This window comes from Tardiphaga sp. 619_E2_N8_4 (genome assembly GCF_051810905.1).
In the GTDB taxonomy this organism is placed as follows: domain Bacteria; phylum Pseudomonadota; class Alphaproteobacteria; order Rhizobiales; family Xanthobacteraceae; genus Tardiphaga; species Tardiphaga robiniae.
Map to the genome: position 1 here is coordinate 4944590 of NZ_JBPWQJ010000001.1, position 26393 is coordinate 4970982.

The 26393-nt window shown below is 63.5% G+C and carries 28 protein-coding genes and 3 pseudogenes; 12 read left to right on the top strand and 19 right to left on the bottom strand.

From position 1 onward, the window contains the following. Positions 1-2: 2 nt before the first annotated feature. A pseudogene (locus AB8A23_RS23750) lies at positions 3-3857 on the bottom strand (baseplate multidomain protein megatron). Beyond that, positions 3857-4297, bottom strand: a complete 441-nt coding sequence (locus tag AB8A23_RS23755; RefSeq protein WP_439058042.1) for an NlpC/P60 family protein — start codon at positions 4295-4297, stop codon at positions 3857-3859. The pseudogene AB8A23_RS23750 and the gene AB8A23_RS23755 overlap by 1 nt, the downstream one beginning before the upstream one ends. 196 nt (positions 4298-4493) lie before the next feature. Between AB8A23_RS23755 and AB8A23_RS23760 the strand changes: the two genes are divergently transcribed. From AB8A23_RS23760 to AB8A23_RS23770, 3 genes are all read left to right on the top strand, one after another. Next, complete coding sequence (locus tag AB8A23_RS23760; protein WP_439058041.1) at positions 4494-4916, top strand: GFA family protein; 423 nt, start codon at positions 4494-4496, stop codon at positions 4914-4916. Positions 4917-4935: 19 nt separating this feature from the next. Beyond that, positions 4936-5460 (top strand): DUF3455 domain-containing protein, encoded by a 525-nt coding sequence (locus AB8A23_RS23765; protein ID WP_439061178.1) that lies wholly within the window; start codon positions 4936-4938, stop codon positions 5458-5460. Positions 5461-5728: 268 nt separating this feature from the next. Then, the gene (locus tag AB8A23_RS23770; protein ID WP_439058039.1) at positions 5729-6919 is read left to right on the top strand and encodes a helix-turn-helix transcriptional regulator; all 1191 of its coding nucleotides are present in this window, start codon (positions 5729-5731) and stop codon (positions 6917-6919) included. Positions 6920-6959: 40 nt separating this feature from the next. On the opposite strand, the gene AB8A23_RS23775 is transcribed toward AB8A23_RS23770, so the two are convergent. Continuing rightward, a complete protein-coding gene (locus AB8A23_RS23775) occupies positions 6960-9521 on the bottom strand; it encodes an autotransporter family protein (RefSeq protein WP_439058038.1) in 2562 nt (853 codons plus the stop codon). Between the two features lie 526 nt (positions 9522-10047). Between AB8A23_RS23775 and AB8A23_RS23780 the strand changes: the two genes are divergently transcribed. Next, entirely contained in the window at positions 10048-10188 is a 141-nt protein-coding gene (locus AB8A23_RS23780; RefSeq protein ID WP_439058037.1) for a hypothetical protein, read from the top strand. Between the two features lie 205 nt (positions 10189-10393). Here the strand turns inward: AB8A23_RS23780 and AB8A23_RS23785 are convergent, their stop codons facing one another. Next, entirely contained in the window at positions 10394-11317 is a 924-nt protein-coding gene (locus tag AB8A23_RS23785) for a LysR substrate-binding domain-containing protein (RefSeq protein ID WP_439058036.1), read from the bottom strand. Positions 11318-11487: 170 nt separating this feature from the next. Between AB8A23_RS23785 and AB8A23_RS23790 the strand changes: the two genes are divergently transcribed. Then, a complete protein-coding gene (locus tag AB8A23_RS23790) occupies positions 11488-12720 on the top strand; it encodes an MFS transporter (protein ID WP_439058035.1) in 1233 nt (410 codons plus the stop codon). 34 nt (positions 12721-12754) lie between these two features. Continuing rightward, positions 12755-13516, top strand: coding sequence for an SDR family oxidoreductase (locus AB8A23_RS23795; protein ID WP_439058034.1), 762 nt, complete (start codon positions 12755-12757; stop codon positions 13514-13516). A 124-nt stretch (positions 13517-13640) separates the two neighbouring features. On the opposite strand, the gene AB8A23_RS23800 is transcribed toward AB8A23_RS23795, so the two are convergent. After that, positions 13641-14507: a DUF2163 domain-containing protein gene (locus AB8A23_RS23800; RefSeq protein ID WP_439058033.1), complete on the bottom strand. Its 867-nt coding sequence runs from the start codon at positions 14505-14507 to the stop codon at positions 13641-13643. A 101-nt stretch (positions 14508-14608) separates the two neighbouring features. On the opposite strand from AB8A23_RS23800, the gene AB8A23_RS23805 reads away from it, so the two are divergent. Continuing rightward, a complete protein-coding gene (locus AB8A23_RS23805; RefSeq protein WP_439058032.1) occupies positions 14609-16177 on the top strand; it encodes a serine hydrolase domain-containing protein in 1569 nt (522 codons plus the stop codon). 31 nt (positions 16178-16208) lie between these two features. Here the strand turns inward: AB8A23_RS23805 and AB8A23_RS23810 are convergent, their stop codons facing one another. From AB8A23_RS23810 to AB8A23_RS23845, 8 genes and pseudogenes are all read right to left on the bottom strand, one after another. Then, positions 16209-16847: a phage distal tail protein, Rcc01695 family gene (locus tag AB8A23_RS23810; protein WP_439058031.1), complete on the bottom strand. Its 639-nt coding sequence runs from the start codon at positions 16845-16847 to the stop codon at positions 16209-16211. Positions 16848-17031: 184 nt separating this feature from the next. Further along, positions 17032-17601, bottom strand: coding sequence for a phage tail tape measure protein (locus AB8A23_RS23815; protein ID WP_439058030.1), 570 nt, complete (start codon positions 17599-17601; stop codon positions 17032-17034). Continuing rightward, the gene (locus AB8A23_RS23820; protein WP_439058028.1) at positions 17594-17809 is read right to left on the bottom strand and encodes a rcc01693 family protein; all 216 of its coding nucleotides are present in this window, start codon (positions 17807-17809) and stop codon (positions 17594-17596) included. The genes AB8A23_RS23815 and AB8A23_RS23820 overlap by 8 nt, the downstream gene beginning before the upstream one ends. Then, positions 17806-18132, bottom strand: coding sequence for a gene transfer agent family protein (locus AB8A23_RS23825; RefSeq protein WP_439058027.1), 327 nt, complete (start codon positions 18130-18132; stop codon positions 17806-17808). The genes AB8A23_RS23820 and AB8A23_RS23825 overlap by 4 nt, the downstream gene beginning before the upstream one ends. Before the next feature lie 169 nt (positions 18133-18301). Then, complete coding sequence (locus tag AB8A23_RS23830) at positions 18302-18709, bottom strand: phage major tail protein, TP901-1 family (RefSeq protein ID WP_439058025.1); 408 nt, start codon at positions 18707-18709, stop codon at positions 18302-18304. Between the two features lie 11 nt (positions 18710-18720). Next, positions 18721-19142: pseudogene (locus tag AB8A23_RS23835) on the bottom strand (DUF3168 domain-containing protein). 169 nt (positions 19143-19311) lie between these two features. Next, on the bottom strand, positions 19312-19632 hold the full coding sequence (locus AB8A23_RS23840; RefSeq protein ID WP_439058023.1) for a head-tail adaptor protein: 321 nt from the start codon (positions 19630-19632) through the stop codon (positions 19312-19314). Continuing rightward, a complete protein-coding gene (locus tag AB8A23_RS23845) occupies positions 19629-20198 on the bottom strand; it encodes a head-tail connector protein (RefSeq protein ID WP_439058021.1) in 570 nt (189 codons plus the stop codon). The genes AB8A23_RS23840 and AB8A23_RS23845 overlap by 4 nt, the downstream gene beginning before the upstream one ends. Positions 20199-20271: 73 nt before the next feature. Between AB8A23_RS23845 and AB8A23_RS23850 the strand changes: the two genes are divergently transcribed. The 3 genes from AB8A23_RS23850 (at position 20272) to AB8A23_RS23860 (ending at position 21921) form a co-directional block, all read left to right on the top strand. Next, positions 20272-21078 (top strand): S1 family peptidase, encoded by an 807-nt coding sequence (locus AB8A23_RS23850; RefSeq protein ID WP_439058019.1) that lies wholly within the window; start codon positions 20272-20274, stop codon positions 21076-21078. A 97-nt stretch (positions 21079-21175) separates the two neighbouring features. Continuing rightward, complete coding sequence (locus AB8A23_RS23855; RefSeq protein WP_439058017.1) at positions 21176-21523, top strand: hypothetical protein; 348 nt, start codon at positions 21176-21178, stop codon at positions 21521-21523. Positions 21524-21711: 188 nt separating this feature from the next. Beyond that, complete coding sequence (locus tag AB8A23_RS23860) at positions 21712-21921, top strand: hypothetical protein (protein WP_089267048.1); 210 nt, start codon at positions 21712-21714, stop codon at positions 21919-21921. Between the two features lie 80 nt (positions 21922-22001). On the opposite strand, the gene AB8A23_RS23865 is transcribed toward AB8A23_RS23860, so the two are convergent. The 4 genes and pseudogenes from AB8A23_RS23865 to AB8A23_RS23880 form a co-directional block, all read right to left on the bottom strand. After that, on the bottom strand, positions 22002-22310 hold the full coding sequence (locus AB8A23_RS23865) for a hypothetical protein (protein ID WP_184515533.1): 309 nt from the start codon (positions 22308-22310) through the stop codon (positions 22002-22004). Positions 22311-22391: 81 nt separating this feature from the next. Continuing rightward, the gene (locus AB8A23_RS23870; RefSeq protein WP_439058014.1) at positions 22392-22763 is read right to left on the bottom strand and encodes a DUF2019 domain-containing protein; all 372 of its coding nucleotides are present in this window, start codon (positions 22761-22763) and stop codon (positions 22392-22394) included. Further along, on the bottom strand, positions 22760-23629 hold the full coding sequence (locus AB8A23_RS23875) for a hypothetical protein (protein WP_439058012.1): 870 nt from the start codon (positions 23627-23629) through the stop codon (positions 22760-22762). Before AB8A23_RS23875 ends, AB8A23_RS23870 begins: the two co-directional genes overlap by 4 nt. Before the next feature lie 88 nt (positions 23630-23717). Further along, a pseudogene (locus tag AB8A23_RS23880) lies at positions 23718-23924 on the bottom strand (phage major capsid protein); the annotation flags it as partial. A gap of 109 nt (positions 23925-24033) precedes the next feature. Here AB8A23_RS23880 and AB8A23_RS23885 point away from each other — a divergent pair. Continuing rightward, positions 24034-24351, top strand: a complete 318-nt coding sequence (locus tag AB8A23_RS23885) for a hypothetical protein (protein ID WP_439058010.1) — start codon at positions 24034-24036, stop codon at positions 24349-24351. 132 nt (positions 24352-24483) lie between these two features. Here the strand turns inward: AB8A23_RS23885 and AB8A23_RS23890 are convergent, their stop codons facing one another. After that, entirely contained in the window at positions 24484-25743 is a 1260-nt protein-coding gene (locus tag AB8A23_RS23890) for a phage major capsid protein (RefSeq protein WP_439058008.1), read from the bottom strand. A gap of 196 nt (positions 25744-25939) precedes the next feature. Between AB8A23_RS23890 and AB8A23_RS23895 the strand changes: the two genes are divergently transcribed. After that, positions 25940-26104 carry a hypothetical protein gene (locus tag AB8A23_RS23895; RefSeq protein WP_231077343.1) on the top strand — a complete coding sequence of 55 codons (165 nt, stop codon included), beginning with the start codon at positions 25940-25942 and terminating at the stop codon, positions 26102-26104. A 6-nt stretch (positions 26105-26110) separates the two neighbouring features. Here AB8A23_RS23895 and AB8A23_RS23900 read toward each other — a convergent pair whose 3' ends face one another. Then, entirely contained in the window at positions 26111-26359 is a 249-nt protein-coding gene (locus AB8A23_RS23900) for a hypothetical protein (RefSeq protein WP_439058006.1), read from the bottom strand. Positions 26360-26393 lie beyond the last annotated feature (34 nt).

Genomic DNA, 26393 nt, shown 5'->3' on the forward strand with positions numbered 1-26393 from the left:
CCTCAGAGTGTCAGTGTCAGTTCCGTGGGATACCCCGCTCCGACGGTGCCGGAGAGCTGCGCCACGCGCAGATGCAGGCTCGGCTGCAGCGCGCCGAAATCGGCGACCTCGTCGGCCACCGCATAGAGCGCCTGCGCTGTGGTGCAGGCGATGCTGCGGACGACAGAGCTGCCTGAGAGAATCTCGAGCCGGTACGCCTCGCCGTCTTCGCCAAGGGGCACTTCGGCATTCCAGCCATCGCCATCGAGACGCGTGCGCCTGATCCATGAGATCTGGATGCCATCGGGCTTGCGCACGGCTTTTACATGCACGGGCGCGAGCGGCAGCAACGCGCTGCGATCGGGCGTCAGCGTCAGCGCGACGGCCGAGGCATCGTCATGGCTGCGGCCATTGCCGACGACGCGCAGCGACAACGGGCGCTCAAGCGCATCCAGTCCGCGCGCGATCGGCACCAGGCTTCTGTCGAGCATCACGAACGGCGCGCCGGCCGGCAATAGCGCTGCCATCGCGGATTCCGACCCCGCCTGCCCGCGCAGCAGCCGCGACAGCTTGTAGGTGTTGGCCTCGACCAGTTCGGCATCGGCAAACTGGATAATCTCCCAGTCGCCATCCGCATTCCGCAGTGCTGCGGAATTGCTGCCGCCGAGCACCCGCGCGTCCGACAGCGAAGCCAGCGCGCCGCCATGAAGCCGCACGCGGCAGATACTGGCATTATCCCATCGTGCGGTCGGACCGGCCGGCAGCGGATCCAGCGTCTCGCCGATCACCGCAGGCGTTGCCGCCACGGCTGCGACCTGAAAACTCGCACCGTCCTTCGATTGCCAGATCACCACCGAGCCCGGCCACGGATTCGCGAAGACAGCGAGCCGCGTCAGCACATCGGCATTGCCACCGTCGATGACAGGCAGATTCAGCGCGAGTACCTGTACCGGCCCGAGCGCCGCTGGCACCGGCGGCAGCTTGATCTCAGGCGCCAGCAGCGGCACGGCAAACACGTCGGGATCGATGCTGCGTGCCGTCACCTGCCGCGCCTGCGTATCGACGAGCCCGCTGATCTCGAACAGCCGTCGCCTTTCGTTGAGCGTCAGCGCGATCACGTCGCCCGGCGCCAGTGCGAGCGCAGTCATGCCGACGGCGAACTCCGCGCGCTCGCGCCCCGCCCACAGATCCTGCAACCAGACCTCGGCGCGCTGCGTCGCTGCCGTATCGCTGGTGATGACGGCGAGGTCCGCATGCAGCATCCGGCTGGCGCCGCCGGTGAGTTTGCGCGATGTGACTGCCGAGCGCCGATAATCCGTCAGCGCATCGCTGAAGCCGATGCTAACCTGACGGGGCAATTCGGTCTCCTGTGCGCGCACCAGCCGCGCCAGCGCGCCGTCATCCGGCGCCACCAGATCGTCTTCAGTGAATTTCGCCATGGGCAGCCCGCCGCGCGGGATGAAGCGCAACGTGCCATCAGCCGCCGTCGCATCGAAGGCATAGGCCACCGACAGCGGCTCGATCATCGCCCGCGGCGCCATTGGCCGGTCCACGACATAACCATCACAGCCGCCCAATAATGCCGAGGCATCGATCCCCGTCACGCCGGCATCAACAGCAAGCCTGTCGACCAATGCATCCAGCGGCGCGCCGCCGAGCCGGCCGTTCAGCCAGTGGCCGGTATGCCAGTTGGCGCCGTCGCCCCAGATGTCATCGGCGGCCGGAAAGATCGGATAAGGCCGCGAGTCCTAGGTCCAGACATGAATGGCCGATACATCGATCATCCGTCCGCCATAAACAGGCGACACCGGATTCTCCATGTCGCTTGCGCCGAAGGCCGGATCGAACGCAGAGATGAGCGCTTCCAGATGACGCCGCTGCATCAGGTCGTCGCGCGCGCCGCTGGAGAAATACGGCGCAAAGTTCTCCGACGATTTCGGATCGGGAAACACGCTTGGCTGATTGGCGCCCTTGTCGACGGCGGGACAGCCAACCTCGGTCAGCCAGATCGGCTTGCTGCGCGGAACCCATGCCGTCGAACTACCGAGCTCCGCATGACCGACGCGCTCGTGATGGGCATTGCCCCACCAATTCCAGAGATCCTTGACACGATAGATCCACGGCTTGCCGCTGCCATCGGTGATCGCGACGCGCGCCTGCGCATCGCGCGCGTTATCATCCGGATAGTACCAGTCATAGGCCTCGCCGCCCGCCACATTGCTGCGCAGATAGGCGCGATCATAGATCGTGTCGAAGAGATCACGATCGAGATGATCGGCTTCATCGCGCCAGTCGGACAGCGGCGCATAGTAATCGATCCCGACCGCATCAATTGCGCCGGATGCCCAGAGCGGATCGAGCGGAAAACGGATCTCCGACGCGTCACTGGTTGCGACATGCGCGCCGTATTCGGTCCAGTCCGCGCCATAGGTCACCACCGTACCGCCCCCGACGATCGTCTTCACGTCGGTTGCGAGCGCGATCAGTTGAGCGACAGCGGGATAGTTGCCCGACGCCGAGCGCACGCGCGTCAGCCCGGGCAATTCCGAGCCGATCAGGAAGCCATCGACGCCGCCGGCAAGCGATACGAGCTGCGCATAATGCAGCACCATCCGGCGATAATTCCAGACACCTCCGGCGAAGAAGTTGTCGACCTGCGCGCCGGCCGTCGCGGTGCCATCGGGCGAGCCCGGCTGTCCCGGTGCGGGATCGCAGGTAATGCGGCCGCGCCAGGGATAGGCCGGTTGTGCGCCCGCCCCGCTCCACGGATCGGGCAAGCCGTTGCCATCAGGCACGTCCATCATGACGAACGGATAGAATGTGATCTTCAGCCCGCGCGCTTTCAGCTCGCCGATCAGATGCACGACGCTGTCATCCGACGGCGTCCCGCCGAATGCCGCACGTCCGTCGATTTGCGACACCACATAGGCGGTGGGGCGCGTGACGCCAGCCACCGACCACGTCAGCGGACTGGTCGTCTTGGCGGGGTTGTCGATGCCCGGCCGCACCAGGCAGTAATCGGCGCGCAGATCAGAACCGAACCACGCCACGACAATGGCGACGCGCTGCAGGTTCGGGCACAGGCCCTGCAGATCGTCCAGCGCCGCCACCACATCGGACCGCGCCGAGCCGTGATGGCGGTTCTCCGGCGCGGATTGTCCGGGGCCGAGCAGCTGCACTACCGTGGACGGTTCATAGCCAAACTCGGTGGTGCCGGGGATCAGCGTCACCGCGCGCACCATCGCTTCGAGCAGGCCGATCGGTCGGATGATCTCGAAGGACAGTTGCGGAATCCGGTTGCCGAAATTCGCCAGCGGCAAGCGCTCGAACACGACATAAGCCAGCCCGCGATAGGCCGGCGCGTTGCCCGCGCCTTCTTTGGCGACGATCAACCCGTCCGGGATCTGGTCTTCGGTGCCGCGATAGACGCGAAAATTGATCCCGTCGAGATCGAGTGGCTTGCCGTCAGCCCAGATCCGCCCGACGCGGCCGATCACGCCGTCGCAAAGCCCCACCGCGAAATTCGCGAAGTAACTATAGGTCGTCGTCGTTGTGGTCGGCCCGCCGCCGAGCCCCTTGCCGCCGTCCGTCGGCACCGTATCCGACGTTGCGACTTCCTCCAGCGGCGTCGCCCAGATCACCTGACCGCTCAGCCGCGCGCGGCCATAGATGCGCGGGATCGGCGCCCCCTCGGTGGACGCCATCACATCGAGATCGGCCAGTTGCGGCCCGCTTGTGGTCTGATCGCCGGAACCGAACAGCGCGCTATCGATCGCACCGCCGAGCGCCGCGCCGGCGAGCTGGCCCGCGATTGTACCGATCGGCCCGAACATTCCGCCGATGGCGCCGCCGGCCGTCGAGAGAACCAGTTGCGACATCAGCTCACTCCGGGAAAGCGGAACGCATAGGCCAGACGACGACGCCACCAGGGTGTCAGGGCGACCTCGCAGACGGCCGCGCCGTCATGGGCGTGGATCATCGTGCCCTCACCGCTCGCGATCGCCGCGTGTTTGGCCACATAACCGTCGCGCCAGCGAAACAGTAGGACATGGCCGGCACCGCATTCATCCAGCGCGACAGGCACGAGATGACGCAACGCCGCCTGCGCGAGCGACTCCTCAGCCCGCGCCTCGGCCCAGTCCGGCGCATAAGGCGTCGGTGCTTCCGGCTCGTCGCCGATGCAGTTGCGCCAGACGCCGCGCACGAGGCCGAGGCAATCGCATCCGACGCCCTTGAGCGACGCCTGGTGCTGATAGCGCGTGCCGATCCAGCTCCGCGCCTCGGAAACGAGGACCATAGGCGTGAGCGTTTCGATCATCACGTGAACTCCATCGCGTCAGCGATTGCGCGACGCGCCACATCGCCATCCGGCACGCGTATTGCATCGACACATCTTGTGATGCTGGCTCATCCGATCGCATGACGCTCCGCTTTGCGCGTCCCTGCTAGCAGAACGCTCGATGCCCCCGGCTTCACCGCGGGACACAATGCACGAGCAAGAGGAAACGAGATCGATGACACATGTTGGGAAGTGCTTCTGCGGCGCAGTTGAACTGGAAGTGGATGGTGCCCCGGAAGCGATGGGCTATTGCCATTGCAGTTCATGCCGTTCGTGGTCCGGCGGGCCGGTCAATGCCTTCAGCCTGTGGAAGCCGAGTGCCGTGCGGATCACCGCAGGCCCCAAGCATGTTGCAAGCTTCCAGAAGACACCGCTCAGCCAGCGCCAGTATTGTGCAAAATGCGGCGGACACCTGCTGACCAATCATCCGACACTCGGCCTGGTCGATGTCTTTGCGGCGACCATCCCGACACTTCGTTTCGAACCCGGTGTCCACGTCAATTATGCCGAGACCGTGCTGCCGATGAAGGACGGCCTGCCGAAGTTGAAGGACTTTCCGGCGGAGCTCGGCGGCTCCGGCGAGGCCGTCGCTGAATAGACATCACGCGCGAGGTCCCATGAACGATCACATGAATTGCAGAGTGAAGTGCAGACCGTTCGGGGCGGCGCTCATCGCCGCCCTCGCCGCGCTGACGCATCCGGTCGCGGCTCAGGTGCCGTCCGAGATTGCCGAGCCGGATGCCACCATCGTGGCGATCTATCACGCCGAAGGCGCACAAGTGTATGAGTGTATCGCCGGCTCGAACGGCAAGCTCACCTGGACCTTCCGCGAGCCGACCGCCACGCTGTTGTCCGATGGACTCACCGTCGGCCGCCACTATGCGGGCCCGCATTGGCAACTCACCGATGGTAGCACGCTGGGCGGCAAAGCGGTTGGCCGCGCACCAGGTAAAACCGCGAGCGATATCCCGTGGCTCAAATTGACGGTGACTGACCGGCATGGCGACGGCAAGCTCGCAATGGTCGACGTGATCCAGCGCATCAACACCAAAGGCGGCGTTGCCGCCGGTTCATGCGATGATGCCGGCCAGTTTCTCAGCGTCCCCTATTCGGCGGACTACGCATTCCTGCGCAAGGATTGAGTGTTCCGCATCGGTTGAATTTGGTTCGAATGACGGCGCCGCAAGCGCCGTCATTTTGCTATCAAAGACCGATCGGCGCACGTCCGTGATTTTCGATTTATTCCGCGCATCATCCGGAAAATATTTCGCATGCTGAAACACAGCTTCTGCGCGTTCGGCAACGACATCGCCGCCGGAACCACATAGCTTTCCAATCACGCATCGTCGGCGTGCCGGCACAGGCACGCATGCAAAGGTGCATGCTCACCTTCCCGAGAGTTAGTTGCAAATGACGTCAGTGACTCCGCTCTGGCCGATGGCCGCCCGGCTCGCATCGCCTGATCTCGCAGAAGGCGCAGAACAGCTCAGCGACCTGATCGGCTGCATCTACGACACCGTCCTCGACTCGTCGTCCTGGGCGAATGCGATCGAGCGCGCGATGCAATTCGTCGGCGGCGTCGGCGCCAGCCTCTATACCAAGAATGCAGCCATGCCGTCGGGGCATATTCTCCACGTGGTCGGCATTTCCGCGGACTATCAAAGCTCCTATTTCGACAAATATGTTGCGCTCGATCCCACCACGACCGTGCAGTTCTTCGCAGAGCTCGATGAACCGATTGGGATCGAGGACATCCTGCCTTACGCGGAGTTCAGGGAAACCCGCTTCTACAAGGAATGGGTGCAGCCGCAGGGACTGGCGGATTGCATCAATTCGGTGCTCGACAAGTCCATCACCAATGTCGCCATGTTCGGCGTGTTCCGGAATGAGCGTGACGGCGTCGCGGATGAGCGCGCACGTCACCGGATGCGGCTGATCGCGCCGCATATCCGCCGCGCCGTGATGATCGGACGCATGTTCGATCTGAAAGCCGCCGAGGCCGCGACGCTGGCGGATACGCTGGACGGGCTGAGCGTCGGCCTGTTCCTCGTCGATTCGGCTGCGCGCATCGTCCATGCCAACTTTGCCGGCCATGCCATGCTCGATACAGCGGACGTCCTGCGCGCCTCCTCCGGCCGCCTCAGTGCTCGCGACAGCCAGGCCGATCGCGCCTTGCGGGAGGCCCTCGCCGTCGCCGGTGACGGCGACAGCGCGCTCGGCACCCGCGGAATCGCCATGCCGCTCGTCGGCAGCACTGGCGAACGATACGTCGCGCATCTCCTGCCGCTGACATCGGGAGCACGGCGACAGGCCGGTCTGGTCTATTCGGCCACGGCGGCTTTGTTCGTGCGCAAGGCGGATATCGACGCCACCTCGCCGCCCGAACTCATCGGCAAGACTTTCCAGCTCACACCGTCAGAGCTTCGCGTCCTGCTGGCGATCGTCCAGGTCGGCGGCGTGCCGGAGGTCGCTGCAGCGCTCGGCGTCGCCGAAACGACGATCAAGACGCATCTCAGCCGCCTGTTCTACAAAACTGGAACCCGGCGGCAGGCGGATCTGGTCAAGCTGTTCGCCGGCTATGCGACGCGCGTGATCAGGTAGACGCCAGATAATTTGCCGCGCGTATGTCGTATCGCGTCGCTCACCAGACGATGCGGAAGCCGCCAGTGCCCTTGTAGCTGCGGTTCGCCGCCGCGTCCTCAAGGCTCGCGCTATAGGAGACCTCGCCGAACACAGCGTAGCGGCCGTTGGCCCAGCTATAAGTGCCGCCGCCGCCGATGCTGCCCCACAGCCGGTCTTGCGCGCTGGCGAAGCCGGTGCCGGCGACATCGACACGGGTGCCGTCGAGGAACTCGTAGCGCAGGTTGCCGATGCCGTAGATATCCGAGCGCACGATGCCTGCGCCGTCGTTCCAGGTCTTCTGGTGGTTGAGCGCAAGGCCGGCGCGGCCGAGCAGGCTGTCGCCGTCGCGCAGCGACACCGGGGCGCCGAACCGATCGGTGAAGCGATCGAACTCGGCCTTCGAATAGGACAGCTGCGCCTGCGGCGTCAGCGACCAGCCGTTGCCGACAAAGAACCGCTTGCCGGTTTCAGCGCTGAAGGCATAGCCAACGCCTTCGTTGCCGTGGGTCATGCTGCCGGCCAGGACCGAGGAGAGATCGCTGCGGTAGAACATCGATTGCGCCTGGCCGTCGACATAGAAGCCGTTGTCGCCGAACCATGTCAGCGTGCCGCCGACACCCGAACCTTCGACGCGGATCCGGCCATTGCCGAAGGCCGATGCGATATTGGCGGTTGTCAGGCCATATTGCCCGGTGAGACCGACGATCAGCCTTCCGCGCTCGTTCTCCATCAGGAGACCGTCGAGGCCCGCCTGCACTTTCAACTGGTCGGTCTTATAGGTCGAGCCTGTGGTGGTGGAGGGCTGCAAATCGGATTGGCCGCCTTCGATGCGGCCCCAGAACGCCGTTGGCGTCCGCGACGCCTCGCCTGACGCCGACGCCACACCGGCGCGCGCCATGGCATCGCTGCCGCCCCAATAGCGATTGCCGACGCGCTGCTGCATGGTCGGCAGCTCGTTCATGCCGAGCAGCACCTGCGCATAGTTTTCGTACAGCGGAACGCCGGGCTGATAGAGCGGACCGGGAGGCGCCGAGACCGGAGGATTGATCAGACTGGAGCGCAGATACCAGTCGCCATCGGTCGGCGTGCTGACGCCGTTCTTCTGCAGCGTATAGGCATAGGCGCCACCGACCACCGCCTGCTGGCCCTGAATCACATAATCGCCAAGCAGCGAGAACGCGCCGTTCGACGCGCCGCCGACATCGATGATCTTGATGCCTTCGACGGTTTGAGCGCCGCTGCCGCCGAGATTGATCACCCGCACATTGGTGCTGCCCGCGGTGTTGCCGGTGACGACAAGCCGATCGGTCGGCGAGGCATCGCCACCGAGCACGGATTCGATCTGCAGCGTTCCCCCGTTGCCGGTGTAGTTGCCGGCGACAGTGAGCGTTCCGATGGAATTGCCGGGCGCCAAGATACCCGCGTTCGACGTGTCGCAGACCGTGCCGGTGCCTTGCAGCGTGCCGCCGGCGAGCACAGTCATGGCGCCGCACACGCTGCCGTTGACGCTGAGCGTGCCGCCGCTCACCGTAGTGCCACCGGTATAGGTGTTCACGCCTGAAAGGGTCTGCTTGCCGCCGCTGACCGTCAGCCCACCGGTGCCGGAGATGATACCGGAGAACAGGTCGTTGGCATTGGTGATGGTCAGGTTCTTGGCGCCGAGCGCGACGGCCCCGCTTCCTGCCAGGCTCTGGATATTTGTGCTAGCCGCAGTGATACCCGTGACATCGAACGTCCCGTTCGCGACGACACGACTCGAATTGCTGATGTCACCCGCGCCGGTCAACGCAAGGGTGCCTGCCTGGATCACGGTCTGGCCGGCATAAGTGTTGCTGGCAGCCAGGTTCAGAGTGCCGATGCCGATCTTGGTCAATCCACCGACACCTGTGAGGGCGGATGCCGCATCTGTGCCGACCGTGAACGCGCCTGTGTCGATCGTCAGCCCGCCCGCGAGGATGCTAAGCTCTGTGCCCGAAAATCCGGTGATGAAGGTCGCTTGATTGGCTCGTGCCTGGAGAATGCCGTTGTCGAAATTGACCTGCGAGGCGCCAACGCCGCTGCCGATCAGGACGTTGGTCTCCAGCGTGGAGCCGCCATTGATGTTGAGCATGCCGGAAGACCCGGTACCGCCGCCTACCCTCGTGTTGAAGGCTGCTGATACGGATACTTTCGCCCCATTTTCAATGTTGAGCGTGCCACTTCCCAAAAAGCCAAGAACAAGTTGTCCGTTGGTAACCAGCCATTGCGATCCAGGCCCGGTGACAGTCACTATGCCGTTGCTTCCGCCCCCTTGTCCGAGCCGCACGTTGGCGCCGGTGCTGGTCAGCGTGCTGCCGTTCTGAATGGTCAGATTGCCCGTCCCGCCGATCACACCGACGGAGATGTTGCCGGTCGTTCCGGCCGCCGCGCCGCCGACACCGAGCACCGTCGGGTTTGGCGACGTCGCGCCGATGTTGACGGCAACGCCGACGGGGACCGCGCCGCCCTGCCAGTTGCTCCCGACCATCCAGTCGTTGTTTGTGCTTCCGGTCCAGTTGACTTGAGCCGCGGCCGATCCGGCAGAGAGAACCGTGAGCGCCATTGCCGAGGCGCTCGCCAAAAGCAAGCGAAGCAATCGCGTTCCGTGACTATCGAGCGCGGATCGCCGGGTGCGATCTGGACTCTCGTGGCGCATGTCATCCGACTGTCGTCTAATCGTCGCAAGTCCGATGCATTCGCGCATGCGTTATTCCACTTCGATCGAATCCACACCGTTCGAGGATGCGGATGTTTGTTGTCGTGCCGTCCGCGAAGGACACTTGCGAAGCAAGATGAGCCGCAACAATCGGACAATAATCGAACCGTGTTCATCCCACACAAACACGCGGCCTGTGCCGTTTGCGCAACGAAAGACGCTTAACAAAGTCTTTCGAGATCGGATGCGGTTGGCACATCGCAAGCTCGATCTATCAGTGCGTGCGCTGGTTCAATGTCTCTCGCGTCGGAACGTGGCAATGCACGCAACAGACGAATGTTAACGCGTATCGGTCGTTCGTAGGACGCTTGATATCACTGCTCCATCGATGATGAGCCACGACAAGCGCGTCTCTCATTCGGATGGACCATCGATGGCATTACTCGAACGTCTGCTCTACGCCGCCGCGATCGCGTGCTTCGTGATCGTTCACACCATCGCCCTGCAACGAATCGATGCCGTCGCATCACATGCGACCCACCCGCCATCCGTCACCCTGCAGGGGACGGATTGATCGCGATTATCCCTACCCGTCCCGAGCGTCGGGTAACTCATGACGAAGTCGTTGCCGGGGATATCGGGGAAGCCGCGGAAATTATCGACATTGCCGATACACCAGGAAGCTGTTCGGGGCCGGAGAGCGACCGACGAGTACCCTGATCGGCGTCGCCGCCCGCGCCTTGCCCCAGCGATTCATGGAAGCGACGGTGTTATCGACGCTAGCTCCGGACGAGATCACGGCCTTGTTGCTCGAGCCAGTCGCAGAACACGGCGATATGTGGATCGGTCCGTCGCGCTTCCGGCAGATAGGCGAAGTAGCTTCGCGCCGAGAGACTGATGTCCGGAAACGGCGTCATCAATCGCCCGGCCGCGAGATCATCGGCGACCAGTGCGGTCGGGCCCATCGCCACGCCGAGTCCGTCGATCGCCGCCTGTATGGTCAGATAGAAATGATCGAAGGTCAGGGATGCCTCTGGGCGAAGGGCGGGCTCTCCGGCCTCAGCCAGCCAGTCGCGCCACAGCCGCGCCATCGAGGAGACGTGAAGCAGCGTATGGTGCGACAGATCGCGGATATCGGTCAGCGGTGCCCGATCCAGGAGACTCGGACTACACACCGGCAGCCGCCGCTCCCCGAACAGGAAACGCGAGGTGTAACCGGGGAAAGTGTCCGGACCACCTCTGATCACGACATCGAACGGCTCTGCCAGAGCGTCGATCGTCTCGTTCGACGTGCTCAAGCGTACCTCGATGTCGGGATGCTCCGCACGAAAAGCGCCCATGCGTCGCAACAGCCATCGCAGACTGAAAGTTGCGAGAGCGTTCACATGCAGCACGATGGATGGCGCGTCATGCCGTCTGGTTCGATGCTGCTGCACGGCAGCCGAAATACGATCGAGCGCCGGTCCGAATTCGGTGAGCAGCGCTGCGCCGGCAGGCGTCAGCAAGACCCGTCGGACCGAACGCCGAAACAGCGCCGGAGCACCCAGCCAGTCTTCCAGTAGCCGGATCTGCTGACTGACGGCGCCGTGGGTCACGCTGAGTTCAACGGCCGCCTCCTTCAGACTGCCGAGGCGGGCGGCGGCTTCGAAGGCGCGGACCGCATTCAGCGGCGGCAGACTACGGCGCGGGACAAAGGTGGACATACTTGAGAATTTCTAACCCATGACCTGAGTATTACTGATTTGTGACAGCCTGAAGTCTAGTTCAGAGTGACTTTAGCAGCGCTTTGCACGCCAGACACCAGCTCTAGCGCACCAGCCTTCAGATTTTCTGCGATTGCAGCGCGTGCGCCGGAAGACCCAAGAAACAGCACATGACCCACCACGAGACCACGACCACTATGGCTCCTGCAAACCGGACACGCGCCGCACGAACGCTTGCGCTGACTGGGCTCAACCACGCTTTGCACGACGGCTTCACGGACGCGATCTATGTATTGCTGCCGATCTGGCAGACCGAGTTTGCGCTGAGCTATAGCGTCCTTGCGATCTTTCGCGGTCTTTATTCCGGCACCATGGCATGTCTGCAGATTCCGGCAGGGCGTCTGGCGGAGCGGGTCGATGCCAAACTCATTCTCTGCTGCGGCACGGCGCTGTCAGCGTTGGGCTACGCTCTCGCGGGCATCTCCGGTGGCATCGTCGGACTGAGCTTTGCGCTCGCATTGGCAGGCGCAGGCTCGAGCACCCAACACCCTTTGGCGTCCGCCGCCGTTTCACGGGCTTATGGGCGTGCTGCGCGCAGGCCGCTCGGCATCTACAATTTCACAGGCGATCTCGGAAAGGCGGCCATCCCGGCGCTCATGTCTCTGCTGCTTGTCACCATCGCCTGGCGCCATGCCGTATTTACGCTCGCTATCGCCGGCATCGCCGTGTCTGTCGCCATGGCGGTGTGGATGCCGGCCGTGGGCATCGGGCATGCAGCAGATGCGAAGGAACGATCCAGCAAGAGCGGTCGAAGTCGGGGCGGATTCTATTGGCTCCTGGCGATCGGAATGCTCGATAGCGCCGTCAGAATGGGCTTTCTCACCTTTCTGCCATTTCTCCTGATTGAAAAAGGAGCCTCGCTTCCCATCAGCGGTTTTGCTCTGGCACTTCTCTTCATCGGCGGAGCCGCCGGCAAGTTCGCTTGCGGCTGGCTTGGCGACAGGATCGGCACCCGGCGCACCGTTCTCTTCACCGAAGTTGCCACTGCGCTTCTGATCCTCGGCGTTCTGGTCCTGCCACTCATCCCGGTTATCGTCGTTCTGCCGGCGCTGGGGGTGATGCTCAACGGCACGTCATCGGTGCTGTATGGAACGGTCCCCGAAATAACTCCAGCCGATCGCACGGAGCGTGCATTCGCTTTGTTTTATACCGGCACCATCGGCGCGGGCGCCAGTGCCCCGGTTCTCTATGGTTTTCTGGGCGACGCGTTCGGACCTGCAATGGCAACGGCCGCGACCGCAATGACGGCGCTGGCGATCTGCCCGTTCATGATCGCACTCTCAAGGCATCTGAGCGATGACGTCGAAATCAATTTGGCATCGCACTCATCCGGACAGCCCTAGATTATCATTTCACCATCACATGAAGGTTCGTTAGATGGATACAGTCTCGCAAACGCCGCTCATTCTGATAACGGGTGGAAGTCGTGGCGTAGGCGCCGCGACGGCGCGGCTTGCTGCCACGCAAGGTTACGATGTCGCGATCAGCTTTGTCGCCAACGAGTCTGCCGCCCTTGCTGTGGCGGCTGATGTCGAAGCTATTGGGCGTCGGGCTTTGACGGTCCGCGCGGATAGTGCGGAGCCTGAACAGGTCGCTCAATTATTCGCCGCGATCGACCGAAAGTTCGGCCGGATCGATGTGTTGGTCAACAACGCCGCGATGCTCGCGCGACAGTCCCGGCTGGAGGATCTCGGATTCGAGCGGATGCAGCGCATCTTCGCGGTCAACGCGATCGGTCCTATCCTTTGCGCACAGCAAGCCGCGAAGCGGATGTCGTATCGCCACAACGGGCGGGGCGGTTCCGTGATCAACATCTCGTCGGCTTCGGCCCGGCTCGGCAGCCCCGGCGAATATGTCGACTATGCTGCGTCGAAGGGTGCCGTCGAGACATTCACGACCGGCTTCGCCAAGGAAGTCGCGCGGGATGGGATACGCGTCAACTGCATTCGCCCGGGGCACATCTACACTGACATGCATGCCAGCGGCGGAGAGCCGGGACGAGTGGATCGCGTCAAGGACTCGATCCCGATGGGTAGAGGCGGTCAGCCTGAAGAGGTTGCGCGGGCGATCCTGTGGCTGGCAAGCGCCGAGGCGTCCTTCGTCACCGGCACGTTCCTCGATGTCACTGGCGGCAAGTGAGCAACAATGTATGACGCCGGGCTCTGCCCGAAACGCCCTCCTGATCGAAACCGAAACTTTCTCCACAATAGCTGCGGGTGACATTCGCGGTGAGCTCGCGCATATCGGCCACTCGCTAACCCACTTATCCCCCACCCATCCCGGGCGTCGGATAGCTCATGACGAAATCGTTGCCGGGGATATCGGGAAAGCCGCGGAAATTATCGACATTGCCGAAGCGATCGCGGCAGGTCGCCAGCGTCTTGTCGCAGCCGGCCGTGACGGTGAATGCATCACCGATAGCGATCGGCTCCGCCATAGCCTGCCACAGCGACAGCCGCACATGGCCCGGCGTAACGCGATGCTGCTTCACTTCCATGGCGAGCCCGGCATTGCCGCCGCTCGTCCATGTCAGACGCCCCGCGGTGAACAGATCATCTGCGAAGGCACCGAGGCCACTCGCGGAAAACATCGACACGCCCTCGAGCGCCTCGACCGCACCAGTGCCTTGCCAGCCTGCGAGATTGATGCGGCATTTTCCGTCGCCGAGATCGGCGCTGCACCGCGCCGTATAAAGCCGCCCGCTCTCCTGCGACAGCAGCGCCGCAAGCCCGCGCAATTCGGCGATGAATGCAGAGCCTTCGCGCTTCACTTCGCCTAGCGTGCCGCGTGCCGTGAGCACGCGAAGTGATGTGTCGCTCCAGTCCACCAGCCAGGTCTCCACCTGCGCGGCATCGTAGCGCCCCGCCGCGAGATCCGCGTCGGTGAGGATGTCGTCGTCCAGTGCACCGGCGATATCGCCGCCGTCCACCGACAGGTCAAAACGGCTCGTGGCTTCCGACGCGGCGAGCCCGGTGCCGGCGCGATAGGTGACGCCGCCGATGACGAGATCGCAGTCATGATCGGTGAAGCCCGCAATGACGCCATCGCGCCGCGTCAATTTCCAGACCTGCGCCAGTGTGGTGACGCCCGAATCGAGCCTGGCCTGAAGTGCGGGCGGGATGCTGCGCATGGTTGAATCCTGAAACGTCGTCGTTGCGCGCGACCATCCTTCGCGCTCTAATTGTTCTCACAGTACCGGCATGCAACAGACCGGGCACAGGGAGCGGACGGATGCTGCGACAACGCCTTGCCGGGATCGCCGTGCTCGCGGCAATCGTCACACTGATCGTTACTCCCGCGACCGTCATTCGCGCAGCAGGTGCGCCGGACGAAACGCCGGCGACGACGGCGCCATGGCCGACCAAGGGCTGGCAGGTCGCAACGCCGGAATCGCAAGGGATGGATTCCGGCAGGCTCGCCCAATTGATCGATACCGTCGGCGCACGCCAGCAGGACAGCCTGTTGATCGTGCGCCATGGCAAACTGGTCGCCGATGCCTATTACGCGCCTTATGTCGCCGGCCTGCGCCACGATCTGCGCTCGGTGACCAAGAGCGTCACCGGGACGCTGATCGCCATCGCATTGAAAAACGGGATACTCGACAGTGTCGATCACCCGGTCGTCGATCTGTTCGCCGACAATCAGATCGACAAACTGGATTATCGCAAGAAGGCCATTACGATCCAGCATCTCCTCGACATGACTTCCGGCATCGCCTGGAAGGAGGAAGCCTATACATCCGACGAAACGCTTGACCGGATGTATCGCAGCAAAAATCCGACCGAATTCGTGCTCGGCCAGGAGATGAGCCGGGCGCCGGGCGAGCGGTTCTATTACAACAGCGGCAATCCCTATCTGCTCTCCGCGCTGATCAACAAGAAGACGGGACAGAACGCACTCGAATTCGCCAAGCGCGAATTGTTCGGGCCGCTGGGCATTACCGACATCGACTGGGGCCGCCCCGACGCACAGGGCGTGACCGATGGCGAAGCCGGGCTCTATATCCCGCCGCATGACATGGCAAAGATCGGCTATCTCTATCTGCAAAACGGTGTCTGGGAAGGCCGCGAGATCATTCCGCCGTCATGGGTCGATCGCGCGGCCGAGGGCAAGATCGTCGCAACTGCCGACAATCATTACGCCAATCTGTGGTGGTCGATCCCTGAGAAAGGCGCCTATATGGCGCGTGGTCTGCACTCGCAGCTGATCATGGTTTTGCCGAAGCTCGATATTGTCGCCGTGTTGACCGGCAGCATGCGCAAGGATGAATTCTATCCGACCCGCCGTCTGATCGACGACATCGCCGGCGCAGTGAAATCCGAGAGCGCCCTGCCCGACGATCCCATTGCGCAGGCCCTGCTGGCCGCATCGATCCGCAACGCGGCAACGCCGCGGCCGTCGCCGCTCGGCCTGACGCCGGATCTGGCCAAAGACGTCTCCGGCAAGACCTACCGCTTCACCAACAATGCAATCCGGGTCGGGACGTTCAGCCTGAACCTGGTCGGCGACAGCCCGTTGTGGGAGATCACCACCGTCACCGGCAAGCCCGAGCAGACCCGCCGCTTCACCGGTCCACTTGGACTTGACGGCAACTTCCGGACCGGTTCTCCCGTCAGCTACGGTGTCGATGCGGTCCGCGGACGATGGACGAACGCCAATACTTTTGTCGTCGAGCGCCGTATTCTCGGCCACAGCGAAATGCAGTCCTGGACGCTGGCTTTCGAGGGCAAGAAGGTCACGGTCAATTTCGAGAACACCGACAGCTACAAGCTCGAACTGCACGGCGAGACGACCGACTGATAGTCCGCCCCCCTCACGACCGATGCGCCTGCTAAATTCTGATCTCCACCAACGGAATTTTCGGGATTGCACAGGCGGCAAAGGCCGACAGATCGACTTCGAGATAGTCGGTATCGAAACGGACCGGCACATCGAACTGGAAGCCGGCGGTGATCGCGGCACCCGCCCCAGGAATATGTCCGCTGGCGAATGTCACGAGACCCGTCGTCACATCGCAGCTGAAGGCACTGCCCACGATCTCGTCGCCGCCAACGGCAATGCGCACGCTGCCGTCGACGGGCTTGGCGATCAGCCGCTGATATGGCGCAAAAGCGCTGCCATAGGTCTTCATCAATTGAAACGAGGCGGTCGCACCGTCGCCGATGCCGATGCCCTGATCGCGGGGCGAGATCGCTTCGCCCGATATGTTCGACGTCTGATCGAGCCTGTCACGCCAGCGAAAGCCGTGCAGCCGTCCCCGCCGCTCCTCGAAGAACGCCACCACGCTCTGCAGCGCCGCCAGCGTCTTGATGCCGTAGCCTGCATCGTAGCGGCGCCGCGAATGCGCCCAGCGTGCGTTGCGCTCCTCTCGGCCTGAGCCGAACGACACGATCTCGGTGCGTCGCTCCGGCCCGCCTGCGCTTTTCAGCGCGATATCGAGCGGAAACAGGATCTCGTGAAAGGCTGTCATGAGACTCTTCCTTCACCCTTCCCTGGAGGGGGAGGGTCGACGATCAGCGCGCGAAGCGCGATGAGAGACGGGGTGGGGTAAAGCCACAAGTACCGTCGATAAACAGTCACCCCACGTCGTCACGCGCTGCGCACGTGACGACCCTCCCCCTCCAGGGGAGGGTAAGCAGATCGCACACTATCCATCACAGACTGCGCTGTCCGCGCGCCACCGCCCGCGCGATCTGGCCGGTGACATAGCTCTCCGAACGACGGAAGCCGTCGAGATCCGGCGTCGCGATCTGCACATGGATGGTGTTGCCACCGCCCTGCGTGGCGACGCCGAGGCTGCCATCCGCGGCACGTTGCAGCGGCATGATCACTTCCGGTCCGGATTCACCGGCCAGACCCGTGCCGCCGCCGGGCATCGGGAAATAGCTGGGCGTGCCGATCACGCCGCCCGACGCGAACGCCTTCACCGGACTGCTGACACCAGCTTTGCCCGCGCCGCCGAACAGGCTCGAGACCAGCGAGGAAATGCTCGATGACATCGCGCCCGCGCCGGCCTGCAGCGCCGATTTCGTCGCCAGGTCCGACATCTTCAGCGCCAGCGACTTCAGCACGTCGTCGAACTTCTGGCCCGATGCGACCGAACTCGAAAATGCCTGGGTCATCACTTTCGAGAATGTCGTCGCGGCTGATGTCAGGCCGGCGGTCTTCACCGTCATGCTGTCGAGCGTGCCGGACGCCGCGGAGAGGTCACTGGTGTCACTCATGCAAAGGCTCCCCGGAATCCGGAAACTGTTTCATCAATGCGTCGAGCGCGCCGCGATCCATCGGCGTGGATACAGGGCCGCGCACCGCCGCGATGGCATGCGCCAGCTCACGCGGCGTCATCCGCCAGAACGCATCCGGCGACAGCCGCAGCACGCCGAAACCGAACTGCATCGCCTCGGCCCATGGAAATGGCGCGGGCTGTGTCATCGCGCGGCCTGCGGCGTGTCGGTGAAGGTCGCTGATATCAGTTCGGCGGCGATGCCGACAAAGCCTGCGGCGCCGCCCGGCACCGTCATGGCCGCAACCTCGTCGTCCCTGATCGCCTCCCCCGCCCCACGCAATCCGGCGCCGATGATGCGGATGAGATCGCGCGCCGACATCCGCCCGGAGCCGAAACGTTCGGCGAGTGCCGCGAGATCGTCGGCGCCGAATGCGCTTTCGAGCTCCGCCAGCGCGCCGAGCGTCAGCACCAGCGTGCGGCTGCGTCCGCCGAGTTCGGCGGCGATCTCGCCGCGCAATCTGTTGGGCATGGTGATCTCCGTTCTTACCCTCCCCTGAAGGGGGAGGGTCGGTGAGAGCGCGCGAAGCGCAATGCGGGACGGGGTGCGGTGAAGCCACAAGCACCGTCGATGAACATTCACCCCACCCCGCCACGTGCTACGCACGTGACGACCCTCCCCCTCCAGGGGAGGGTAAGGGTCACACCGCGGCAAATATCAGCGCGCCCGCAGACTCGAGCGCGAGATCGAAACTCACTTCGCCATTGTGCTCGCCGGCGAATTCGAGGCTGGCGATCTGGAACAGACCGGTGATGGTGCCGAAATCAGGCACCGTCACCTGGCAATTGTTAATGGTGCCGTCGAAAAACGCCTGCCGCACCAGCGCATCGGAGGCGCCGTCCTTGAACAATCCGCGGCCGGAGATCGATGCGCGCCGCACGCCGGCGCCGGCCAAGAGCTCGCGCCAGCGATCGACGGATTCCGCATGGGTGATGTCGACGATCTCCGCATTGAAGGCGATGCGCCGGCTGCGCAGTCCCGCCACCGTGACGAACGTCGTGCCGTTATGGATCTTGATCAGCAGATCCTTGCCCTTCTGTGCGCCCATCGCGTGTTCCTTCAATCCTGCGGTTCGGTGACGGCGCGAAACCGCACCACGGCGTATAGGTCCGGCCATCGGCCTCGCGCCGGATATCGGCGATGGCAAAGCGCAGATTGACCAGCCGATGGCCATCAGGCGTCAGCGGCGCGTCGTCCAGCGCCTGCAGCAGCGCGCCGGTGATGACATGCGCCTCCTTGTGGCCGCCCTGCCGCGACCAGGCATGCAGCGTGAGCTGATGCTCCTGCACGGCGCCGTCATCGGCGGAGACATCGACGATGCGCGCATCGCCGAGCGTGACATAGGGAAACGCCACATTGGCCGGCGGCTCGTCATAGACGCGGTGACCGCCAAGCGCGAAGCCCAGCGCCGTGTCAGCCTTGAGCGCATCAAAAATCGCCGCGCGCAAGGCGACGTGAGCTGCAGCTTGGGCTGCGGGCATGAGATGATCCTTCTGGCTTACCCTCCCCTGGAGGGGGAGGGTCGATGCGAAGCGTCAGCGAGCGTCGGGGTGGGGTGAAGCCACAAGCTCGTCGATGAACATTCACCCCACCCCGCCACGTGCTATGCACGTGACGACCCTCCCCCTTCAGGGGAGGGTAAGATTCAGTTCAGTCGATGCGCCACTCGGCGTCGATCTCGACGAAGCGGCGCTCATCGATCTCGCGCAGTGCGGTGATGCGATAGATTTTCGCGCCGTCGATGAAGCGATGCCGCAGGGTCAGCGCGAAACCGCTGCGCAGGACGATGCGCAGATGCACCAGCGCGCCGTCGGCATCGGCCTCGACAGCGTGCGTCATGCGGGCCGGCAGCACCGCGGCCCAGACCGTGGCGACGGCGCTGTAGCTGCGCGTAACGCCGCCCTGCCCGTCATCGGCCTCATCGGGCGCCTCGATCACCAGGCGTGTCTTCAACCGTCCAGGATCGATCATAGCGACAGCCCCCGATACGGCGCGATCAGCGCGTGCAGACCAGCCGGCTGCATCGCAGCGCCGCCGCCGACCGCCGCGAGGCCGCGATTGTCATACCAGTGCGCCAGCAGCATCTTCAGCGCATGAATGAGATCCGCAGGCACGTCGCTCGCGAGTGCGCCGAAGCCGCAGATCACGTCGAGCTCGATGCCGGCGACATGGCGCCCCGGTGCGGGCAAGGCCCAGCACGGCGCCGCGACGACATTCGCCGCGCTATCGACGACGAAACTCTCCACATCCAGCGCATGCGCGACGCCACTCGCATCGAACACCCGCGCGGCGAGCAGCGTCTGCAGCGGGCCGATGCGCGGTGCGATGCGTCCATTCGCGGGCCACGCGTCCAGCACGAACCGCCAGGTCTGCGTCAGCAGCGCGCGGCGTGTGAGCGCTTCCACATGCGCGCGGGCGGCGGCGATCAGCGCGGTGATGACCGCGTCATCGTCGGCGTGCTCGACACGCAGAAATTGTCTGGCCTCGGCAAGCGACAGCGGTTCGCTGGCCGGCGGCACCAGCAGAATGGCGGACATGGGGATCTCCGGGAGGCTCGTGTGACCAATCAGGGAATTGACATCGCGGGTCCGCGGGGCTGACATCCCCGCCATGATTCAGACAGGTTCCCGCACGCCGCCGCGCACTCGCGCTATCAGGCACTCTCTCGCCATTGCCAGCATTGCGCTTGCGTCGCTCATCTCAATTCCCGCCTCTGCCCTGGTCGGCGGCGCCAGCGTGCGCGATGACGAGATCGGCCGCGCGGTGATCACCATTGTCGGCTCGCGCGGCAATTTCTGTTCGGGCGCACTGATCGCGCCGACCCTGGTGCTGTCGGCGGCGCATTGCGTGACGCCCGGCGCCAGTTACAAGATCGTGCTCTATGACGCCCAGCGGCAGCCGCAATTGCTGGCGGTGAAGCGCGTGGCCGATCACCCGCAATTCAATGCGGAAGGCATCAAGGCGCATCGCGCCAGCGCCGATGTGGCGCTGCTGCAGCTTGCCGAGCCACTGCCCGGCAAGACCGCGCTGCCGCTCGGCGTGCCCACCGAGCCCTTCGCCGCCGGGCAGAATTATCTCGTGGCCGGCATCGGCGTCGCCGCGCGCGGCGACGGCAAGAGCGGCGGCACCGTGCGCGCCGCGCAGCTCACCTCCACCAGCCATCCCGGCAAATTGCAGATAAGACTGGTCGATCCCGCGACCGACAACACACGCGACGGCCTCGGCGCCTGCACCGGCGATTCAGGCGGGCCCGTGCTGCAGCAGCAAAATGGCCGCAACATCGTGATCGGCGTGGTGTCCTGGTCCACCGGCGCGAAGAACGCCGCCGGCTGCGGCGGCCTCACCGGCGTGACGCCGCTGACGCTGTATCGCGACTGGATCCTGCAGACCGCGCGCGCCTGGGGCACGCCGCTCTGATCGCAGGCGCCATTCAGGCAACGCTGTGCAAGCAAGCGCCGCGCAAGGCAGGTGTCGTTAAGATCCGTGAAAGGTTCTCCGCTATGATCCGCGAATCATGGGGATCTCCGACATGCTGCGCCTGCTCACTCTTGCCGTTTCCGTGGCCATTTCAGCCGCTGCCCTGATCGCGGGCGCGCAGGCCGCTGACATGGCCGGCCAGGGCCGCATCGGCCGCCTGTTCGACGAGCCGGTGGTGAAGAGCCGCCGCGTGGTGGTGGTCAAGGACGAAAAGCCGATGGAAGAGCCGATCGTGCAATATGCGCCGGAGGTGGATATCTCCTCCATCGTGCACGGCTATTACGGCAAGCCGAATTCCTATTATTACCGCAACTATTACGGCACCCCGTCCGAGACGATCTTCAGCCGCGCGCCCTATGGCTGCGGCTATTACGGCTATTGCTGAGCGCCGCGCGAAACCGGCGCGCCGGCTGCGGAGGCTTCAGACTGCGACAGCATTTTCATGCGACAGCATTTCCCGCGACAACATTGCCTGCGACATTGTGATAGTGGCGTCTCTCATTCTTGTGAACTGCATTTCCGAAACGCCTCCCTAGCTAGAGGGGTGCTTCAAAGCATCACGGGAAGCCGGTTATGGGAAAAGAAGAAAAGACCGAAGCCGAACTTGAGGAAATGATCGCCCAGCGCATTGTTGTCGGCGGCGTCTATGTGTCGGTACGCAGGGATGCCCTGCTCGGTTGGCGGCCGATGGTGATCACCGCGCCGAAACACGCCACCTATGCCCAGCAGCTCGCCGACGAAGTGGCCGTGGAGCTCCGCAAGAAGTTCGTGCTGAAGGATTGACCCTGTCTGCACCAGGAATTCCGGGCGCATGGTCGCATGCAGCAGTATCCCTGCGGCAGCAGCCCACGCGCCCGTATCGCCTAGTCCTTCTTCTCGGTCACATTGCTGATCGTCTTGACGCCATTGCTCTCGGTATAGGTCACCGTGACGCGCTCGCCGGCATGCAGCGACTCCGGAACCGTGCGCAGCCTGAATTTCTCCACCGCGCCCGGCGTATTCGCGCCGACGGTCTCGCCAGCCGGCGCCTGCTTGATCACCACCTCGCTAGTGGTGCGATCGAGAATGGTGACAACCCCTGTGAAGGTCTGGTCAGCCTGGGCCGCCGATCCCGCAAAGGATCCCAGCACGGCAATCACGGCCGCACACGCGACGCGTTCGGTCAGTCTCATTGTCGTTCTCCCAAAGCTTGCGTGAATGGAGGTAACGACGGCAGCGGGAGAATGGTTCCGCAGATTGGCGGAGTGTCAGTGTTATACCGGTTTGAATTCGCCACGATCCAGATAGAGCAGCGTCAATCCGGCCTCGCCGGCATGCGGGAATTCCTTCCGGTCCCGGATCGATTGAAGGACCTCACGCGCCTGTTCTGGAAAAATCGCGAGCGTCGCCATTGCAGCTTCCATACGTACCTGAGGGTCGCGATGACTGTAGAACCTCGCCAGGAACCGTCGCTGGTCGCCCTCTCGCGCTTTCAGCTCTTTCCTCACCGCATCAATCCTCCAGTAAAGCCGGTTCGCTTGAGCGGTTTGATCACCCATGATCGCCTCACCTTTGGCTATCGCGAGGGCCAAGAAATCATCGGCGAGCTGTTCTGTTGGCACGCTTTTTAGAGCTTTTGTGGTCATGGTTTCAGCACCTCATACAGGATCAGAGCTTCGCGCCCGACACGCATGCGTTCCTCCAGACCCTTATCTGCCAGATACTCCCGCGGTGATAGGCCACCAAATTTGTCATTCTGCCGCCCATACCAGCCTGTGATATCATAGTGCTTCAGCGTCGGAATTCTCACGAGATTTTCGCGTGACTCGATTTCACTTCGCGGGAATCCCCAGCGCTCGGCCGCTGTTCGCTCTGCAATATGATGAATCTCCGTGCCCGGCCGGGGCTCATCAACCGCGTCCTGCAGCTCCTGCATCGTTCGCGCCGGATCGCGATAAGTCTCAATCTCGGCTGCTTTCTCCTTGATCCACTCTACCTCATTCAACGCACTGAAATATGCATCGACTGCCAAACCCAAACCCAGCGCCCGGCCAATCCAACTCGCGGCGGACCGCAGGAAAGTTGAAGGCGATCGTGAAGGCTTCGTTTCTGGAATTCTCGGCGGATCGCCAAGCGGAGGACCCTGATTATGTCCGATCCCTGGAGGACCCGCTGCAGCCAATAGAAAACTGTCGAGATCATTCCCGAAGCCCGAACCCGAGTCGCCCTCTCCATCGCCTAGTCCTGCGTCTCCAACGCCTTCCCTGCGAGTGATATAGACGCGAGGTCTTTCCGAGCCACTCGTCCCGAACGTGAATTGCCCCCCGCCTTCCTCGCCCTCCGGAATTCGCGGCTGACCTTCATACTTTCGCGCCAGCGCCGGATAGACATCGGCCTTCTCGCTTCCCCGCTTCAGAAATCGCGCAGCGTGCGGATTCAAATAGCGCGCCGCATCGGGCCGCATGAAGCGCTGCAGCTGATGCCGCAGATAAACGTTCTCGCGCAGGTCCATGCGAGTTGTTCCGACCGTTGGTGAGGCCAAACAAAAAGCCGGCCCAAGGGCCGGCTCCGATTAATCAAGATCGAACTGAACGCGCCCCTCAGCTCGCCGCCATCTTCAGCAGCTTGATCGCCTCGAAATCCTGCACGCCGCCCCCAACCCGTTTGGTCGTGTAGAACAGCACATAGGGCTTGGCGCTGGTGGGATCGCGCAGCACCCGCACCCCTCGGCGATCTACGCTTAGATAGCCGCGCTTGAAATCGCCGAAGGCGATCGACAGCGACCCCGCCGCGACATCCGGCATGTCTGCGATACACGCCGCGCACGTCAGATCAGCCTCACACAAGCTCTTTCGGGCAACCATGCGTCACCATCGCTGTCGCGCAGTAGGTCGCTGATCAGAAGGAATGCCCGTCGTGCTACGCCCGCTCGCCTTCGCCTGCATCCTTGCTGTGACGCTGCCGGCAGCGGCCGCCGATCTCTCAGGCACTCCGCGCTATGGCCATGGCAAAGTGATGGAGCCGGCGCCGCTTGCGGGCCGCGGGCGTTACCTTGCCGTTGAATCCCCGCCATTCGACAAGATCATCACCTATGCACCCCAGGGCGCCGGTCCGCTTCAGGTTCACCGTTATTTCGGCCCGCCGCAGGTGTCCTACTATTACAGCCACTATGGCGTGCCCCAGGAACTGCTCATGGGCCGCCAGCAATTTGGCTGCAACTACCGCTATTGCTGATCCACAGAGCATGATCCCGAAAAGTGGCTTTCCGGTTTTCGCCGACAAACGAATTCGTTTGTCGAGGGATCATGCTCCACAAAAGAGAAAGCGGTGGACGACGGCACGTCGCCCGCGCCAATCGCCGATCTCTCAGCTCACCGCAAACTTCAACACCTTGATCGCATCAAAGTCCTGCACGCCGCCGCCCACCCGCTTGGTGGTGTAGAACAGCACATAAGGTTTGGCGCTGTAGGGATCGCGCAGCACGCGGACGCCAACGCGGTCGACGATGAGATAACCACGCTGGAAATCGCCAAAGGCCAATGCGAGCGCATTTGCCGCGATGTCCGGCATGTCCTCCGCTTCCACAAGCGGGAACGTCATCAGCGTGGCGCGCCCTCCGGCCTGCGCCGGTGGCTGCCAGAGATAGGCTCCGGTGGAGTCCTTGAACTTGCGGATGGTCGCCTGGGTCTTGCGATTCATCACGAAGCTGCCGTTCTGGCGATAGCCCGCTTTCAGGCTGTAGATCAGATCGACCAGGCTGTCGGACGGGTTCGATGCCGCGAAAGCGCCGGCCGCGCCGGTGGCGATGTTGCCGAGATTACCCCAGCTCCAGGATGTATTGGCCACCGTGGTGTAGCTGAGAAATCCCTTCGGCTTGTTGACGCCGTCGCCTGCCACGAAGGCCGCGCCTTCCTGCATGGCGAAGACCAGTTCGACTTCGGAAGCGATCCACTGGTCGAGATCCACTGCGCTATCATCGAGCAGCGTCGCGGTCGCAGCCGGCATGGCGTAAAGCTCCATCGCCGGAAATGACAGCGCGTCGAATGTCGCCGACGTCGTCTGGGTCCGCGCGTCGGTTTCGCCGACCCACCCCGTCGCCGGCCCCGCGGTCATGAACGGCTTCTTGTAGACATTGCCGGAGATCTCGCGCACCGACGCGATGCTGCGGATCGGCGAGATCGTCATCACGCGCTGGTTGATCGCGTGTTCGAGCTCCACCGGCACCAGATAGCCACCGTCCGCATTGCTGCCGACCGACATAGCCTTGGTCTCGATCTGGCGCAGGCCATCGACATCGCCGGCACGCACATAGGCATCGAAGGCACTCTTGTGCTCGCGCGCCACGCCATCGCGCGGCTGCCGCCGGATGCCATCGATCGAGGGCCGCGCCTGGCGCAGCGCCAGATCATCGAGCCGCCGATGCTGCGCATCCAGCGCCCGGTTGATGCGATCGACTTTCTCCTCCAGCAGCACGTCGCCGCGCTTGTGCTCGATAACAGCCAGCCGTTCGTCATTGGCGGCCTTGAATTCCTCGAAGGTGTGTCGCAACTCGTCATAGTCGTCGCGCGGAACGGACGGGAAACCGGCTTTATGTTCGGGGGCAGCATCGGTGATGTCGAAATTCATGGGCAGATCTCCATTGGGGGTCATTGGGGTGATGGAACAGGGGTCACGCGAAGAGAGCCGCGCCGGCGCGTTGACGCGCGCCGTTGGGGCTGCGAAACTTGCCGTGAGCGACGTCGAATTTGATCTGGAACAGTGAACCCGCGGGCGGGGTCTGGTGTTATCGCCCGGCATGATGACAGGGCACGGAGCCGACGCGATGCAACACGCTCAACCACCGATGACGAAATACGAGCAGTTCCTGCAGCAGGCGCAGGAACAGATGCTCGCCTTCGAGCGGCGCGAAAGTGAATTCCGCAAGCGCGAGCGTGAGGAGCGCGCGGCGCAATTGCACCTGCCGATTTCGCGCGACGAGTTGCACTAGGTCCTTTCAGGTTTCCGGCGAAACGCGACACCGGCGCTCACGGCGCCGAGGGCCTGCTTGCGATCGGCGCTGCTGCGCATCGAGCGCCTGGTTGATGCGATCGACCTTCTCCTCCAGCAGCACGTCGCCGCGCCCGCGCTCGATCCGCGCGATGCGCTCGTCATCGGCGGACTTGAATTCCTCGAACGTGTTGCGCAGTTCGTCGTAGTCCTCGCGCGGCAGCGCAAAGCCGCCTTTGGCGATGATAGAGGTCACTTGTCTCGGACGCGGCGGAACTGTGCGGAATGGC